Annotated in this window: 14 protein-coding genes and 4 tRNA genes; 17 read left to right on the top strand and 1 reads right to left on the bottom strand. The window is 29.9% G+C overall.

Annotated features, from left to right (window positions below):
* The first annotated feature begins 25 nt into the window (after positions 1-25).
* From TICRE_RS04095 to TICRE_RS04035, 13 genes are all read left to right on the top strand, one after another.
* Positions 26-102, top strand: a tRNA-His gene (locus TICRE_RS04095).
* 3 nt (positions 103-105) lie between these two features.
* Positions 106-181 (top strand) — tRNA-Lys (locus TICRE_RS04090).
* A 26-nt stretch (positions 182-207) separates the two neighbouring features.
* Positions 208-291: transfer RNA gene (locus tag TICRE_RS04085), tRNA-Leu, on the top strand.
* Positions 292-403: 112 nt separating this feature from the next.
* Entirely contained in the window at positions 404-1375 is a 972-nt protein-coding gene (locus TICRE_RS04080) for a D-alanine--D-alanine ligase family protein (protein WP_075725419.1), read from the top strand.
* A 167-nt stretch (positions 1376-1542) separates the two neighbouring features.
* Positions 1543-2475 (top strand): DUF1177 domain-containing protein, encoded by a 933-nt coding sequence (locus TICRE_RS04075; RefSeq protein WP_075725417.1) that lies wholly within the window; start codon positions 1543-1545, stop codon positions 2473-2475.
* Positions 2476-2493: 18 nt separating this feature from the next.
* Entirely contained in the window at positions 2494-4128 is a 1635-nt protein-coding gene (locus tag TICRE_RS04070) for an ABC transporter substrate-binding protein (protein WP_075725415.1), read from the top strand.
* Positions 4129-4188: 60 nt separating this feature from the next.
* Positions 4189-5151, top strand: a complete 963-nt coding sequence (nikB, locus tag TICRE_RS04065; RefSeq protein ID WP_075725413.1) for a nickel ABC transporter permease — start codon at positions 4189-4191, stop codon at positions 5149-5151.
* Entirely contained in the window at positions 5151-6038 is an 888-nt protein-coding gene (locus TICRE_RS04060) for an ABC transporter permease (protein WP_075725411.1), read from the top strand. Before nikB ends, TICRE_RS04060 begins: the two co-directional genes overlap by 1 nt.
* A gap of 28 nt (positions 6039-6066) precedes the next feature.
* The gene (locus TICRE_RS04055; RefSeq protein ID WP_075725409.1) at positions 6067-7068 is read left to right on the top strand and encodes an ABC transporter ATP-binding protein; all 1002 of its coding nucleotides are present in this window, start codon (positions 6067-6069) and stop codon (positions 7066-7068) included.
* A gap of 2 nt (positions 7069-7070) precedes the next feature.
* Positions 7071-8063 carry an ABC transporter ATP-binding protein gene (locus TICRE_RS04050; RefSeq protein WP_075725407.1) on the top strand — a complete coding sequence of 331 codons (993 nt, stop codon included), beginning with the start codon at positions 7071-7073 and terminating at the stop codon, positions 8061-8063.
* Positions 8056-9321, top strand: a complete 1266-nt coding sequence (locus TICRE_RS04045; protein ID WP_075725405.1) for a M20 family metallopeptidase — start codon at positions 8056-8058, stop codon at positions 9319-9321. Before TICRE_RS04050 ends, TICRE_RS04045 begins: the two co-directional genes overlap by 8 nt.
* Before the next feature lie 17 nt (positions 9322-9338).
* Positions 9339-10478 (top strand): amidohydrolase, encoded by a 1140-nt coding sequence (locus tag TICRE_RS04040; RefSeq protein WP_158016422.1) that lies wholly within the window; start codon positions 9339-9341, stop codon positions 10476-10478.
* Between the two features lie 11 nt (positions 10479-10489).
* Positions 10490-11611, top strand: coding sequence for an amidohydrolase family protein (locus TICRE_RS04035; RefSeq protein ID WP_075725401.1), 1122 nt, complete (start codon positions 10490-10492; stop codon positions 11609-11611).
* On the opposite strand, the gene TICRE_RS04030 is transcribed toward TICRE_RS04035, so the two are convergent.
* On the bottom strand, positions 11612-13231 hold the full coding sequence (locus TICRE_RS04030) for a PucR family transcriptional regulator (protein ID WP_075725399.1): 1620 nt from the start codon (positions 13229-13231) through the stop codon (positions 11612-11614).
* Positions 13232-13356: 125 nt separating this feature from the next.
* Between TICRE_RS04030 and TICRE_RS04025 the strand changes: the two genes are divergently transcribed.
* The 4 genes from TICRE_RS04025 to TICRE_RS04010 all read left to right on the top strand — a co-directional run bounded on the left by TICRE_RS04025 (position 13357) and on the right by TICRE_RS04010 (position 16517).
* Positions 13357-14025 carry an AroM family protein gene (locus TICRE_RS04025; RefSeq protein ID WP_075725397.1) on the top strand — a complete coding sequence of 223 codons (669 nt, stop codon included), beginning with the start codon at positions 13357-13359 and terminating at the stop codon, positions 14023-14025.
* Between the two features lie 86 nt (positions 14026-14111).
* Positions 14112-14188 (top strand) — tRNA-Arg (locus TICRE_RS04020).
* Between the two features lie 137 nt (positions 14189-14325).
* Entirely contained in the window at positions 14326-14559 is a 234-nt protein-coding gene (locus tag TICRE_RS04015) for a hypothetical protein (RefSeq protein ID WP_075725395.1), read from the top strand.
* Positions 14560-14765: 206 nt separating this feature from the next.
* Complete coding sequence (locus tag TICRE_RS04010; protein WP_075725393.1) at positions 14766-16517, top strand: sigma-54-dependent Fis family transcriptional regulator; 1752 nt, start codon at positions 14766-14768, stop codon at positions 16515-16517.
* Positions 16518-16590: the final 73 nt, after the last annotated feature.

The raw sequence follows: 16590 nt of genomic DNA, 5'->3' as shown, positions 1-16590 counted from the left end.
TACTAGAGCTTTTTTAAAGGGTATGGTGGGTGTGGCCTAGTTGGTTAGGGCGCCAGATTGTGGCTCTGGAGGTCGAGGGTTCAAATCCCTTCATCCACCCCATATGATCCATTAGCTCAGTTGGTAGAGCACCTGACTTTTAATCAGGGTGTCCCGCGTTCGAGTCGCGGATGGATCACCATTTATTATTTTAAGTGCAAAAGTTATGCGGGAGTGGCGGAATTGGCAGACGCGCTAGACTTAGGATCTAGTGTCATTGACGTGGGGGTTCAAGTCCTCTTTCCCGCACCAAAACCTAAAATTGGCTTTTATGGCCAATTTTTTTTATTCTCTTTTTTATTGTGGGAATATTATCATAAATTAAGGGTAAAAAGATATACGAAAGATGAAAGGAGAGGGTAGGATGAAAATTGCGATTGTAACTGATAAAAGTAGAACAGCTTATCTTAAAGATATAGAAGGTCAATCAGAAGATGCACAAAAACAAGAAACTGTAATAAGTTTAAACAGGGTAATTTCTAAAAAATACGACTGTGTAAACTTAATATTTGATGAAGATATAATTAAAAACTTAAAAGAACAAAAGATTGATTTAGTATTTAATCTTTGCAATGGAGTAGTGGGTTCATCAAGACTCTCTCAGCTTCCTGCAATTCTAGAATCAATAGAGATGCCTTATACAGGATCTAAACCATTAGGTCATGGACTTGCATATAATAAGGTCTATACAGGTAAGATACTTAAAGGAGCCGGTATTCCAACGCCTGATTTTAGCTATGTAAATAGTTTAGAGGAGCTAGATAATATAAGTATGAAATTCCCACTATTTATAAAACCTTCAGATGAAGGATCTAGTAGGGGAATATATCAAGATAATATAGTAAATGATAAAGAAGCTTTAAAAAAGGTAATTAAAAGATCTTTAGAAAAATATAATCCTCCAATAATGATAATGGAATATATAGAGGGAAAAGAGTTTACGGTTGGAGTTATAGAAAATGGTAAAAGAGTTCTTCCGATATTAGAAGTTGACTTTTCGAATCTTCCAGAAGGATTAAACCGTATAAATAGTTTTGAAATAAAAAATGAGTATTATAAGTATATGCTTCGTCATATACCTGCAAGAATAGAAAAAGAACTTAAATTGAAGATAGAAGAAGTTGCAAAGGATACATTTAAAGAACTAGATTTAAAAGATTATTCAAGAGTAGATATAAGGGTTAAAGACAATATTCCATATGTAATAGAGGTAAACTCACTTCCTGGACTTAAAGAAGGCTATAGTGATATATGCAATATGTCAGAAAAGGAATTTAGTTATGAAGAGCTTATATTTGGCATAATAGATAGCGCTAAAGAGAGATATGGTTTATAAAAAAAGTAAAATAGCCAAGGCTTATAATAAGCCTTGGCTATTTTAATGTGCATATTGTATAAAAGTAAGATATATTTATGTGCTCATGTCTTATTCAATAAATGATATAATTTTAAAAAGAATATTCAGAAAAGACAAATTATAATGAAGGCTAAAGGGGAGATGGAATGCTAAAACAGGTTATGGAAATGTATGAACTATTGGATAAACCCGATGCAAGTGGAAAAGAAGTTAAAGAATTTTTAAAGAATAGAGGAGCAAAGGAGGTTGAAGTAAATAAGGTAAGGGGAAAACAGGGAAGTACTGATTTTATAAAAATTAAAATTATGGGTTCAAATGGCAAAAGTAAGAATGGAAATTCTCCCACACTTGGAATTATAGGAAGACTTGGTGGTCTTGGTGCAAGACCAGAAGTAATAGGCTTTGTATCAGATGGAGATGGTGCATTATCAGCTCTTTCTACAGCATTAAAGTTAGTAGATATGCAAAAAGTAGGAGATGTATTAAAAGGTGATATAATAATAACAACACATATTTGTCCTGATGCACCCACAAGTGATCATTTTCCAGTTAAGTTTATGGGTTCACCTGTAGATATAGAAACAATGAATACTATGGAAGTAACAGATGAAATGGAAGCTATAATATCTGTTGATACAACAAAGGGAAATAAACTTATCAATACAAAAGGATTTGCAATATCAAATACTGTAAAAGAAGGATATATCTTAAAGGCAAATGATTATTTACTTGAGATAATGATGAGAACCACAGGAAAACTTCCCCATGTATTTTCATTATCCCAACAAGATATCACACCATATGGTAATGGCGTATATCATATCAACAGTATATTACAACCTGCTGTTTCAACAAAAGCACCAGTTGTTGGTGTAGCAATAACAACTGAAGTACCAGTTGCTGGATGTGCTACAGGAGCAACACATATAATGGATATTGAAATGACTTCCAGGTTTATACTTGAAGTTGCTAAAGACTTTGGAGAAAAGAAATTTACATTTTATGATGAAGATGAGTTCCATTTACTTAAAAAGCTATATGGAGGTATGGAAAGGTTTCAAACTAAAGGTTTATATTAAATATAAGGAGGAAAAAAAGTGAAAAATATTAAAAGGAATATAGCGTTATTGTTAGTTTTAGTTTTCAGTTTAACTTTGATTGCTGGTTGTGGAGATCCAGATAAAAAAGGTGGTGATACTACTGGTAATGGAGGAAGTAAGGGAGTAAAAGATCCAACTACTGTTGCAGAAGAAGATAAATTTGGTGGGGTTTTAAAGATTGCTTTGTCATCTACTCCTAAAAATTTAGATCCTATATTATATACAGGAGTATATGAAAGCAATATAATATCAAACGTATGCGATACTATAGTAAATTATTCGCAAGATTTAAGTGAAATTGTACCAAATCTTGCTACTGAATGGACTTCAAATGAAGCTGGGACTGAATATACTTTTAAATTAAGAAATGATGTATATTTCCAAAAAGGTAAATATCAAGATGGTAGACAAATGACTGCGGAAGATATTAAATATTCTTTAGAAAGATCTGCAAAAGAGTCATCATTAAACAGACTTGGAATGTTAGAAAAGATCGAAGTAATCAATGAATTTGAAGTTAAAGCTTATTTAAATGAACCCAATGCAGCATTTTTAACTGCTTTAACTGATGCTGGTAATTCAATAATTCCTAAAGAAGAAGTAGAAGGTCATGGTGACAAGTTTGGATTTAACTTAGCTGGAACAGGACCATTTGCTCTTGAAGAATTTAAAATTGATCAAGAAGCAATTCTAAAGAGAAATGACAAATACTGGGCACAAAAGCCTTATCTTGATGGAATAACTTTCAAATTTATAACAGATAGAAACCAAATGACTAATGCACTTAGAACTAGAGAAATTGATATAGCTACAGATTTAGGTGGAGAAAGTGTAAAAATAGTTAAAGATGATAAAAATTTAAAACTTCAAGAAGTTCCAGGGCTTCATGTTGCATACTTATACATGAATCTAATGGAAGGACCTACTGCTGATAAAAAGGTTAGAGAGGCAATAATAAGAGCAGTAGATATAGATGAGATGGTTAAAGGAATCTACCAATATGATGAAGCACAAAGAGCTTATTTGGCATTACCACCAGGTTCTTGGGGGTATGATGAATCTTTAGAGGACCTAGTTCCTTCTTATGATCCAGAACTTGCTAAGAAACTTCTTAAAGAAGCAGGCTATGAGGATGGATTTAGCTTAAATATATATACATCTGATGCTCCTGCAAGAGTTAAGATGGCTACTATATTACAAGGATATTTAAAAGAAAATCTAAATATAGATCTTAAAATAAATACAGCTGAATGGGGAACATTTAGTGAGATAGCATCAAAGGGTAAAGCAGATATATATGGAATGAGTTGGACATGGTATCCAGATCCATTTTTCTTCCTAAATAAGATGTTCCATAGTTCAGAAATAGGAGCTCTTGGAAATGGTCAAGGATTTAATAATCCTGAAGTAGATAAATTACTAGATGATGCTCTTAAGATTACTGATCAAGAGGAAAGAGCAAAATTATATAAAGAAGCTCTAAAAATAATTACTGAAAGTTATGCAAGAATAGACTACTCAAATGAAAAAGTTATATATGGATTTAGTCCAGCAGTTGAAGGCTTCCAAATGAGAGCAGATCAAAAAAAGATATTTGTTTCAGAAGATATAAATGTATGGCTTAATGATTAATATAAACGAAAGCTCTGCAAACTGCAGAGCTTTCGTTTAAATAAATTAGGAGGTGGAGAATTGTTAAAGACAATATTTAAGAGACTTCTTCAACTCATTCCTATTCTATTTCTTGTTTCTACAATTATATTTGTTATTACTAGAATGATACCAGGAGATCCAGCAGCTACAATGCTTGGCCCTCAAGCACCTGTAGATGCAGTTGAACAATTAAGAGAAGAATTAGGACTAAATAAGAGTATTGGAGAACAATATTTAATATATTTAAAAGATATAATAAAGGGTGACTTTGGTAGATCTTATCAATATGGTCAATCAGTTACATCATTATTATTTGAGAGATTTCCTAACACATTATTACTTTCTATAGTAAGTCTTTTCCTTGCCTTGATAATAGGAATACCTATAGGGATAATTTCTGCAACAAAGCATTATTCAATATTTGACTATGTTTCAATGATAATAGCATTAATTGGTGTATCTATGCCTATATTTTGGTTAGGACTTATGTTAGTTTTAATATTTAGTGTAAATTTGCAATGGTTACCTTCTATTGGAATGGGAAGTTTACAAAATGGTCTATGGGATTTTATAAGTCATTTAATCCTGCCAAGTGTTGCACTTGCTACAATACCTGCTGCAACTTTTGCAAGAGTAACACGATCAAGTATGTTGGATGTTGTAAAGGAAGATTATATAAAATCATTGCGCTCAAAGGGAATAAAAGAAAAAAGTGTTATATGGAAACACGCACTTAAGAATGCACTTCCTCCGATAGTTACCGTTATCGGCTTACAAACTTCTAGTCTTTTATCAGGAGCTATACTCACGGAAACTATTTTTAGTTGGCCTGGACTTGGAAGATTAATTGTAGATGCTATACAAAATAGAGATTATATGTTAATTCAAGGAGCAGTATTACTTATAGCGTTTATATTTGTGTTTATAAATCTAATTGTTGATATAACATATTTATATATTAATCCTAAGATAAACTATGATGGAAAAGGAGGGGATAAATAATGAATACAGTCGATTTAAAAGATAAAGATAAATTATTTCTTACAGAGAAAAAAGCTAATAGTCCATGGAGTAAATTAAAAAGAAATAAGACTGCAATGATAGGTCTTTTTATAGTAATTATAATGACTCTTTTAGCTTTATTCTCTCCTGTATTTGCTCCTCATGATCCAAATCAAATGAACCTTTCTAAAGTTCATCTAAAGCCTGGAGTAGAAGGTTTTATTTTTGGGACAGATGATGTAGGTCGTGATATTTTAAGTAGAATAATTTATGGGGCACGTATATCGATGATTGTAGCAATTGGAGGGACTTTAGTTGGAGGTATAATCGGTGTACTACTGGGATTGATATCAGGATATAGTGGAGGAACAATTGATTCTATTATAATGAGACTTATGGATGCGATGTTTGCATTTCCGTTTGTACTCCTAGCAATAGTATTGATGACGGTTTTAGGTAATGGACTTCGGAATGTAATACTTGCAATAGGGATAGCTAATATACCAGGCTATGCAAGAATCACAAGAGGTCAAGTACATGTTGTTAAAAATGAAGAGTATTGTAATGCTATACGGGTTCTAGGAGCATCCAATACAAGATTATTATTAAATCATATACTTCCAAATATATTGTCCCCTATTATTGTATATGCAACACTTAGTATAGCTGGTGCAATTATATCAGAAGCTGCACTTAGTTTTTTAGGTCTTGGAATCTCACCGCCTACGGCTTCATGGGGTAATATTCTTAGAGGTGGAAAAGACTTTTTAAATACTTATCCACATGTTGCAACAATTTCAGGTTTATTTATACTTATAACAGTATTAGGGTTTAATCTTTTGGGCGATGGAATAAGAGATGTCCTTGATCCTAAGATGAAAAGGTAATGTTAAAATATAAAATGGAGGTGGGAAAGTGAAGGAAAAGCTGTTAGATGTTAAAGATTTAAAAACATATTTTTATCTTTCCTCCGGTATTGTAAAAGCTGTCGATGGTGTTAGCTTTACCTTAGAAAAAGGTCAAACTATGGGAATAGTTGGGGAATCAGGTTCGGGTAAAAGTGTAACTGCATCATCGATTACAAGGCTTATTAGCAAGCCCATTGGTAAGATTGTAAATGGAGAAGTCCTATTTGAAGGTAAGGATATACTTAAAATGAGCAATAAAGAATTATTAAGTATAAGAGGAAAGGATATTTCAATGATATTTCAGGATCCCATGACTTCTTTAGATCCAGTATATAGGATTGGAGAACAAATGATAGAAGTAATCCTAACACATCAAAAGATTTCTAAACAAGAAGCAAAACGAATAGCGATAGACGCACTTATTAACGTTGGAATAAGTGATGCAGAAGATAGGTTTAATTCATATCCACATGAGTTTTCAGGTGGAATGAGACAAAGGGTTATGATTGCAATGTCATTGGTAGGAGATCTAAAGTTAATAATAGCTGATGAGCCTACTACTGCATTAGATGTTACAGTACAAGCTAAAGTGCTTGAATTACTAAAAGATGTACAGAAAAAGACTAATACATCTATACTTATGATTACTCACAATTTAGGAGTAGTATGGGATATGTGTGATACTGTTATGGTAATGTATGCAGGGAAAACTGTAGAATATGCAAAAGTAAAAGAACTATATAAAAACCCGCTACATCCATATACTTGGGGATTATTAGATTCTATGCCAAAACTAAGTCAAGATAGCAATAAACCGCTTATTACTATAGAGGGAAGTCCACCAGATTTAAGACTTACTGGTAATTTTTGTAACTTTCATTATAGATGTCCTTATGTGCAAGATATTTGTAGAACAAAGATGCCAGAATTAATAGAAGTAGATGAAGGGCATTTTGTAAGTTGTCATTTTCAAACGAGAGAAAATACTCTTGAGAGAAAGGAGGTCTAAGTATGAAGGATGTAATATTAAAGGTAAATAATTTATCACAAAAATTTAAAATTAAAAGTAAAAAGTTATTCGATAAGCCTAAGATTTTAAAAGCAGTAAATAATGTGTCTTTTGAAGTATATAGAGGAGAAACGCTTGGCATAATTGGAGAGTCTGGTTGTGGTAAATCTACACTTGGGAGAACTATTATAAAGTTATTAAATCCAACAGAAGGAGAAATACTATATAATGGGAAGAAAATAAACGATTTGAGAGGATCACAATTAAAAAGTATTAGAAAAGATATCCAAATTATATTTCAAGATCCATATTCATCTTTAGATCCTAGAAAAACTACAGGATATTTGATAGAAGAACCAATGATTATACACAATATTGATGATTCTAAAAAACGTAGAGAAAAGGTAGAAACACTTTTAAAAGAAGTGGGACTTGATGTTAAACACTATAATAGATATCCTCATGAATTTAGTGGTGGACAGAGACAGAGAATAAATATTGCAAGAGCCCTAGCACTTGATCCGAAACTTATAATATGCGATGAACCCGTTTCGGCATTAGATGTTTCTGTTCAGGCCCAAGTATTAAACTTATTTAAAGATCTTCAAAAAAAGCATGGATTGACATATATATTTATTTCACATGATCTTAGTGTAGTAAAATATATTAGTGATAGAATTGTAATAATGTATTTGGGAAAAATAGTAGAGATAGGCGACAATGAAAGTATATATAGTGATCCAAAACATCCTTATACATTAGCTCTTTTTTCAGCTATACCACCTGAAAGTCCTTTTGAAAAGAAGGAAAAATTGACATTAGAAGGTGAAATTCCAAGCCCGTTAAACCTTCCTAAAGATTGCCCTTTAACAGGTAGATGTCCTCATGAAATGGCTATTTGCAGTCAGAAAAACCCTGAATTAGTAGATGTAGGTAAGAGTCATAAAGTTGCATGTTTTCTATATCAACAGAAAGGAAATGAAAAAAATGAATAAAAATATAAAAGAAAAATTATGGGATATTATTGAACAAAGAAAAGATGAATTACTAAACCTTACTTCTGAACTGATACAGATACCAAGTGAAAATCCAAATGGAAAGATAAAAGAAGTAATGGATTATATATATAATTATTTAGAACATAATGCTATAGATAAAGAAATGGTAAGTATAAAAGAGGAGTTTCCTAATATTGTGGCGAGCTATGGGAAAGGTGAGGGAAAAACTTTAATAATGAATGGACACGCTGATGTAGTGCCAGTAGGAGATAGAAACAAATGGAATTTCGATCCTTTTTCTGGTGAAATTACTACTACTCAAATACTTGGCAGAGGAACTTCTGATATGAAAGCTGGTCTAGCTGGAATACTTTTTGCGGTTAAACTTCTTGCCCAGAATAATATAGAATTAGATGGTAATATAAAATTACATGTCGTTTCTGATGAAGAAACAGGAGGAGATTTTGGTACTAAATGGCTGTTAGATAGTGGATATGGAGATGATGCATCTGCTTGCTTAGTAGCAGAGCCTACATCATATAGTAACTGTGAAGTAGGACAAAAGGGTTCGCTTTGGATAAACTTAAAGTCTTATGGTAAATCTGCCCATGGAAGTATAGGACAATATGTAGGAGAAAATGCTATAACTAAACTTATGAAAGTACTTTTAAGAATTGAGGAAATGTCAGAAATAGAGGGTAAGTTCGAAGAAAAACAATTAGGAGTACTAAAAGATTCTAAAACTATAGCAAGAGAGGCTCTGAAAGCTGAAGGCGTAGAAAATGTAATAGACCATGTAGCAGTAAATATTGGAACTATAAAAGGTGGCATAAAGACTAATATGGTTCCAGATTATTGTGAAGCCGCTATTGATATTAGAATGCCAATTGGTGTAAGAGCAGAAGATATTAAAAATGAAGTTAAAAATATAATTGATGATTTAGGATTAACTGGAATAGAATATGATTTTAATTGGAATTCAGATGCTAATTATACTGATGTTGAAGAGGATATAGTTAAATCTGCCGTAAAAAATGCGGAAAAGATTTGGAATAAAGAGGTTTTACCAGCATATCAATGGGCATCAAGTGATGCTAGATATTATAGGTATAAAAATATTCCTACTATACAATATGGACCAGCTAATACTGAAGGAATTCATTCATATAATGAAAATGTTGATATAGAAGATGTTATAAATGCTACAAAAGTGTATATTGGGATAATAGTTGATTTATTGAAAAGCGAAGACTAATGATACTGGAGAAAAAAATGAAAATACTAATTAGAAATGGACAAATTTATGATGTGAAAAAAGGACTTTTTATAGAAGCGGATATTTTAATAGAAGATAAAAAGATAAAAAAAATAGAAAAAGATTTAGATGTTAGAGAATCCTTAAAACTTATAGATGCAGATGGTAAAAAAGTTTTCCCAGGTTTTATTGATGCACATAGCCACATAGGAATGTGGACAGATACGACTAATGGAAATGATGCAAATGAATGTACACATCCTATTACACCACATATGCGAGCTATAGATGGGGTGAATCCAAGAGATAAAAGTTTTAATGAAATAAAGTCTGCTGGATTTACAACAGTTATGGTTACGCCTGGAAGTGGCAATTTAATAGCAGGTCAAGCTTCAATACTTAAAACTCATGGGAATACAATAAAAGATATGCTGGTAAAAGATTATAGTGCTTTAAAATTAGCATTTGGAGAAAATCCTAAAAGTGTATATGGTCCTAGGGAACAATCACCTTCAAGTAGAATGGCTATATCAGGGATGATAAGAGAAGAATTTAAAAAAGCAGTTTTATATATTGAGATGATGGAAAAAGAAAAGACATCCAAAGATATCTATTGGGAAATATACAGGCCAGTTATAGAAAAACAGATACCATTGAAAATTCATGCACATAGAGGTGACGATATATTATCAGCGATTAGAATTTGTGAAGAATTTGGATTTAGATATACTTTAGATCATTTTACTGAAGGGCACCTAATATTTGATGAAATAAAGAATAAAGATATACCTGTACTTCTAGGACCTCCTTTTATGGTGAAAAGTAAAAGAGAACTGATAAACGGATCATCAGAAGCGGTAAGGGTTCTAAATGAAAAGGGATTTAAGATATCTATGACTTCTGACCATCCGTTTTCAAATGCTAGGTATTTATCTTCCTTCTTAGGATTGATGGTAAAGGATGGATTAGATTATAACGAAGCTATAAAAATGTTAACAATAAATCCTGCAAAAGCTATGGATATAGAAAATAGGATAGGTAGTATAGAGTGTGGGAAGGATGCAGACTTAGTTATATATAATGGTGATCCACTTGAAATTAGAACTAATGTAGTAACTACAATAATAAATGGAGAAATAGCTTATTCTAGAAATTAAAAGGAGAAATTATGTTACTATTAAAAAATGCTAAAATAATCACGGTAGATGATGAGAATATAACGTATGGAGATATATTAATAGATAAAGGTAAGATAAAAAGGATAGGTCCTAATATTTGCGAAATAAATGCAAAAAAGATAGATTTAAAAAATATGATAGTTATTCCAGGGCTTATAGATATATCAACATCTATAGGACTTATTGAATCAGGGGTTAAGGTAGAAGTGGGAAGTTCAAATGAAAAAAATCAAGATTCAATTTCAGGGTTTAAAGTATTAGATGGAATAAACTTTAAAGATGAATATTTTGAAGAGGCATTAAAGTCAGGGGTTACAACTGTAGTTGTAAGTTCTGGGAATTTAAATGCATTAGGAGCTCAAAGTTGTGTAATTAAAACAGGTGGTGAAAATTTAGAACAAAGGATAATATCATCTTTTGTTGATATAAAAGCAACTCTTGGTGATGAACCTAAAAAATCATTTTCAAGAATGGGCGTGGTAAATACTATACGCGAAAGTTTAGTGAAAGCTAAAGAGTATATGGAGAAAAAGACGAATGATCAAATAGAATTTGAAGACTATAATGCTATATATGAAAGTTTGATACCAGTTATAAAAGGTGAAATTCCACTTAAAATCACTGCAAATAGAATTCAAGATATATTAAAAGCAATAGAACTTAAAAATGAATTTGGGATAAGTATAATAATAAATGGTTGTGCTGAAGGTTATATGGCAATAGATGAATTATATCAAAATGAAATACCAGTAATATTGGAATCTTTATTAGGGGATAATTCTAGTATAGAAAACATAAATAGAAGAGATGACATTGGAAACTTATTATGTGAAAAGGGAATTAAGACATCCTTATCCACCCATCATCCTGATATAAATATTGAATTGTTATTATTATCAGCTTGTTTAATGGCTAAAAATGGGATGGAATATGAAGATATATTAAAATCTATAACTATAAATCCATCCCACACATTAAGCTTAGAAAGAAGGATAGGGAGTATAAAGGTTGAAAAAGATGCAGATTTAGTAGTGTTAGATGGTGATCCGTTTAAAAGTATGACAAATATAATTATGACAATAATAGACGGGGTTATAGTATACGAGAAATAATTATCTGTTATTGCCATTTTCTGTTATATCCATAATATTTTTATATTTTATTCCTAAATTTAAAACTAGTTTTGTTTCAGCACTCTTAATAGACATTTTTATAATTGATTCGATTTTATTTAAACGCTGATATAATGTATTTCTGTGGATAAATAATTCATCGGCAGTAATTGTGTAATTAAAATCATTTGATATAAGATGAATTAAAGTATCTAGCAGTACATCTTTTTTCTCTAAATCATAAGTTTTTATAGGAAAGATAGTATTATAATAGAGCCTCTTTATTATATTATTATCTTTCTGATCATATAGAAGGTGGTATACTAATAAATCATTATAGTTAAAAATATTTTCAATACCCATAAATATTTTTTTACCTATAGAAATGCTAAATAAAGCTTCTTCATATGCCTTTGATAATTCTTCTAATTTCATATATGCTCTACTAAAACCAAAATAAAATTTAAATTCGGGAAATGCAAATTCAAGTGAATTTAATATATTTTTATATTTTGATATATATATTTCATCTAATACATCTTCTTTTTCTTGTATAGATATTACAGTGTTTTTCTCCGATAGAAATATATTTTTATAAAAGAACTTTTTGGATAAGTCTTTTATGTAATCTAGTATTTCATTTAATATATAAGTATCCTCTATATTTAGATTTTGATTTAAAGACTGAACGTCTATAACCCATATAAACCTATTTTTATAATATTCTATATCAAACTTAATACTCTGGCGTTTAATTTTTTCAACATCTTCTGTAAACTTATATAAAATATTTTTTAAGAAATCATCAAATGATTTTGTTTTAATAAGTTTTGAAGTAGAGTGTTGTGACGCACATATAATAAGAAATGGAAGTATTTCATATATCTTAGGTATATCTATTTTATTTAATCTTTCATGATCATCTTCGATGCATAGAAAACCTAATATACTCATCTCTGATTTTAAAGGAAAGCATAGATAAGATTTATCATTAAAAAGTAAACTTATAGGTTCAAATCTGTAACTTGGTTTTTTAGTAAAAGTAGAGATGGACTTTGACCAATCTATTAGAGGAAGATCATTAAAAGTGCTATATTTACCATAATAAAGTATATTGCATTTAGAAGATAATAGATAGCATTCTCTGTCAAAAAATATACTTATCAATCTAATAATGTTTTTTTCATTGAAATATTTTGTGTTCATTAAATTTATTAAATTATATTTTAGTTGAAGGAAAAAGAATTCTTCTATAGAATTTTTATCTATTAGGCTATCACATAATAAGTTCCAAAAACTTGAAAGATATTTCTTTGAATGATAATGGAAAAGTGACTTATTAAATTTTTGCGATATATCTATAGTGGAGAAAGAAATATGTTTTCCTGTAACTATTAAATAGGCAAGAACCATCTTTGAGGACAAACTTTTAATTATCGATTCTAATTCATCCTGTGATATAAATTTAGGTATTATAATAACAAGGTCATTTTTTTTAACCCAGTGTAGCTCACCTAATGAAAATACAATAGAGATATTTTTTATTTCTGATTCTTTATCATATAAATTTTTAGTTAGTAACTCTATATTTGAAATTTGTTGAAATTCCTTAAGTTTCATTTTATCACCTCTTTAGGAATTAATATTTATTGAATTTTATAATTATTAATATTTACTATATCATATATAAGATATTTTGTGTAGTCTAAGCCATTAGTACAATTAATAAAAGGAGGAATATTGATATGGGAAAGCTTGGAATTATAACCATTGGACAATCTCCGAGAATTGATTTAACTGAAGATTTAGTTAATATATTAAATGAAAATATTACTGTTATTGAAAGAGGGATACTAGATAATTATACATATCAAGAAGTAATAGATAATTTTAAACCATCTCATGGAGAAAAGATGCTTGTTTCAAGAATGAAAGATGGTAGGGAAGTAAAATTAAGTGAAAAAAAGATTACAGACTGTATGCAAGAGTGTATAATAGATCTAGAAAAAGATGTAGATATGATACTTATCCTGTGTACGGGGAGGTTCCCTAAATATAATCATAATAAACCTTTATTAATTCCCCAAGAAATATTGCATAGCATAGTTTCAAAGTTGTCAAATGAAAAGGAAATAGGGGTTATTATTCCAAAAGATGAACAAATAGATTCAATAACAAATTGGTGGGAAGAATCAGGTATAAAAATACAAGTAAAAACAGCTTCTCCATACAAAGACATTGAAACGATTGAAAATGTTTCCAAACACTTTAAAAATAAAGACATAGAATATATTATTTTAGACTGTATGGGATATTCCCAAGCAATGAAAGAAATAGTTAAAACACGTTCACAAAAGATGGTAATTTTACCAAGAACATTGATTGCAAGAATTATTAATGAACTAATTATATAAAGTTAAAATAAAAAGATGTTTTATAGCTTTAAATTATAAAAACAAATTGACAATTATCCCTATATAAAGTATTATTTTATCTATAAGCACCCGTAGCTCAATTGGATAGAGTCCTTGACTTCGAATCAAGTTGTTGGGGGTTCGAGTCCCTCCGGGTGTGCCATCTTAAATCTAAAAAAATAATTTTTAGATTTTTTTATTTGAATTTAAATACATTAACTTCCTCGTATAAGTTTATAAAAAAAAGACAAAATAACTTTGAATGTATTTTTAAAAATATATCTATATAGGAGTGAAGTTATGAAAAGAAAAACAATCACCACTACTCTTCTAACAGCTATGGCATTTGTTCCAAGTCTTATGGATAATACAAAAAAGATGAGTAAGGATGCAATGAAGGCAAGTCGAAAGTCTTCTAAAATGCTTATGAATAAAATCAATGGTAGAACAACTAGTACTATGATAGCTACAGGAATAGGTGGATATCTTTTAGCACATGCAGCACCAATTAGAAGCCTTATAAGAGAAAGATAGCATAGAGCAAGGACTTTTTTCCTTGCTTTATTTGTAACCAGCAAGAGTTTTTATATAAACTGCTTATAAATAAATAAATTAAAAAATAGCTATTATATAATAGCTATTTTTTAATTTATATCTTCTATCTCATGACTATAATCTTTTCAACTATTTTAAAAATAATTTGGTATAATAGAGTTATATTAAAGGTGAAAGGTGATCATATGTCTTACTTAAGACTTATACAATATAAAATGCAAAGCCTAGCTGAAACAGTTGCATTAGCTTTAAATGTAGAAGTTGCAATTGCAGATAAAAATTTAACTAGGATAGTAGGGACAGGCGATTTTTATACTAAGATAGATGATGTATGTGCAGATGATTCTCTCTTTGCAAGGGTACTACAAACAGGAGAATCAATAATAAACTTAACTCGTGATAAAGAGTGTATGAAGTGTTCAAATAAAGATAGTTGTCTAGAATTTGCAAATATGATTTATCCAATAAAAGAAAATGGAGAAACTATAGGTGTACTAGCTTTTGCAAGTTTTGATCCAGAACAGGCGAGTCTTATACGATTAAAAAAAGAAGAATATTTTAATATGCTAAAAAAAACGGCGGGAATAGTTGAACAAGAGATAATAAATATAAAGATGACTAATAAACTTAAAAAAGATACTACAGAAGTTAATGAAATTATAAATTGTTTAAATAAAGGAATAATTATTTTAAATTCTAATGATGAAATAATTCATATAAATAGTAAAGCATTACAAATATTAAACATAAACATATCTCATCAAAAGATAATAGAAAGAAATATAAATAAGTTTATAAAAAACATAAAGCTTTCCCATAATTGGAATGAAGAAATAGTAGATTTGTGGACTATAAATGATAGAAAGGTAAGAGTTATTTATAGTATAAACAAAATAGTTTTAGGAGATAACGAATTTTCACTTATGATAAGTTTTGACTTTATGAGCGATATAATAAATCTCGTTAAAACTCATGAAAACAAGGAAAAGATATATTTCAAAGATATAATAGGAAGAAGTAGTGCTATATTAAAAGCTATAAATAAATCAAAGATAGTTGCATCTACTGACTCTACAATCCTTATAGAAGGGAAAAGTGGTACAGGTAAAGAACTATTTGCAAAATCTATTCACAATGAAAGTCCTAGAAGAGATGGTCCATTTATAGCTATAAATTGTGCAAGTATCCCAGAAAACTTAATAGAGTCAGAGCTCTTTGGTTACGAAAAAGGTGCATTTACTGGAGCCAATACAAGTGGGAAAAAAGGGAAAATTGAACTTGCTAACAATGGAACTATATTTTTAGATGAAATAGGTGATTTGCCTATCTATCTTCAGACAAAACTTTTAAGAGTACTTCAAGAAAGAACAATAGATAGACTTGGTGGAGAAAAGTATATCAATATAAATGTAAGAGTTATTTCTGCTACCAATAAAAATTTAAAGAAGATGGTAGCAGAAGGAGAGTTTAGGCTAGATTTATATTATAGATTAAATGTTATACCTATAAATCTTCCTTGTTTAAAGAGTCGAGAAGATGACGTATTTCTACTTTCAGAATATATAATAGAATCTTTATGTAAAAAAATGAATAAAGAGAAAAAGTTTCTTTCACTTGAGGTTAGAGATTTATTTTCTAAATATGATTGGCCTGGAAATATAAGGGAGCTTGAAAATGTATTGGAACATGGAGTCTGTTTTTCTATGGATAAATTTATAAGAATAGAAAACTTACCTGAATATATCCAAGAAGAAAAAAATGCACATGTTTTAGAAATAGTAGAAGAAAAAAGCTTAGAAGATTTAAAGATAGATTTTGAGAAGTCAGTTATAACAAAGCTTATTCAAAAATACGGAGACAGTGTAGAAGGAAAGAAACTAGTAGCTGAAAAGTTAGAGATAGGTCTTACTACCTTATATAGAAAGATAAATGAATAGTTTTATTTTCAAACTTGAAAATAAACTTTCCATATATGAAAAATACTGAGTCTAAAAATATATACTTTATTTT

This window comes from Tissierella creatinophila DSM 6911 (assembly GCF_001940565.1).
GTDB classification, from domain to species: Bacteria; Bacillota; Clostridia; order Tissierellales; family Tissierellaceae; genus Tissierella_A; species Tissierella_A creatinophila.
Note: the sequence above shows the minus strand (reverse complement) of the source record. Positions and strands in the feature narration are given on the sequence as shown.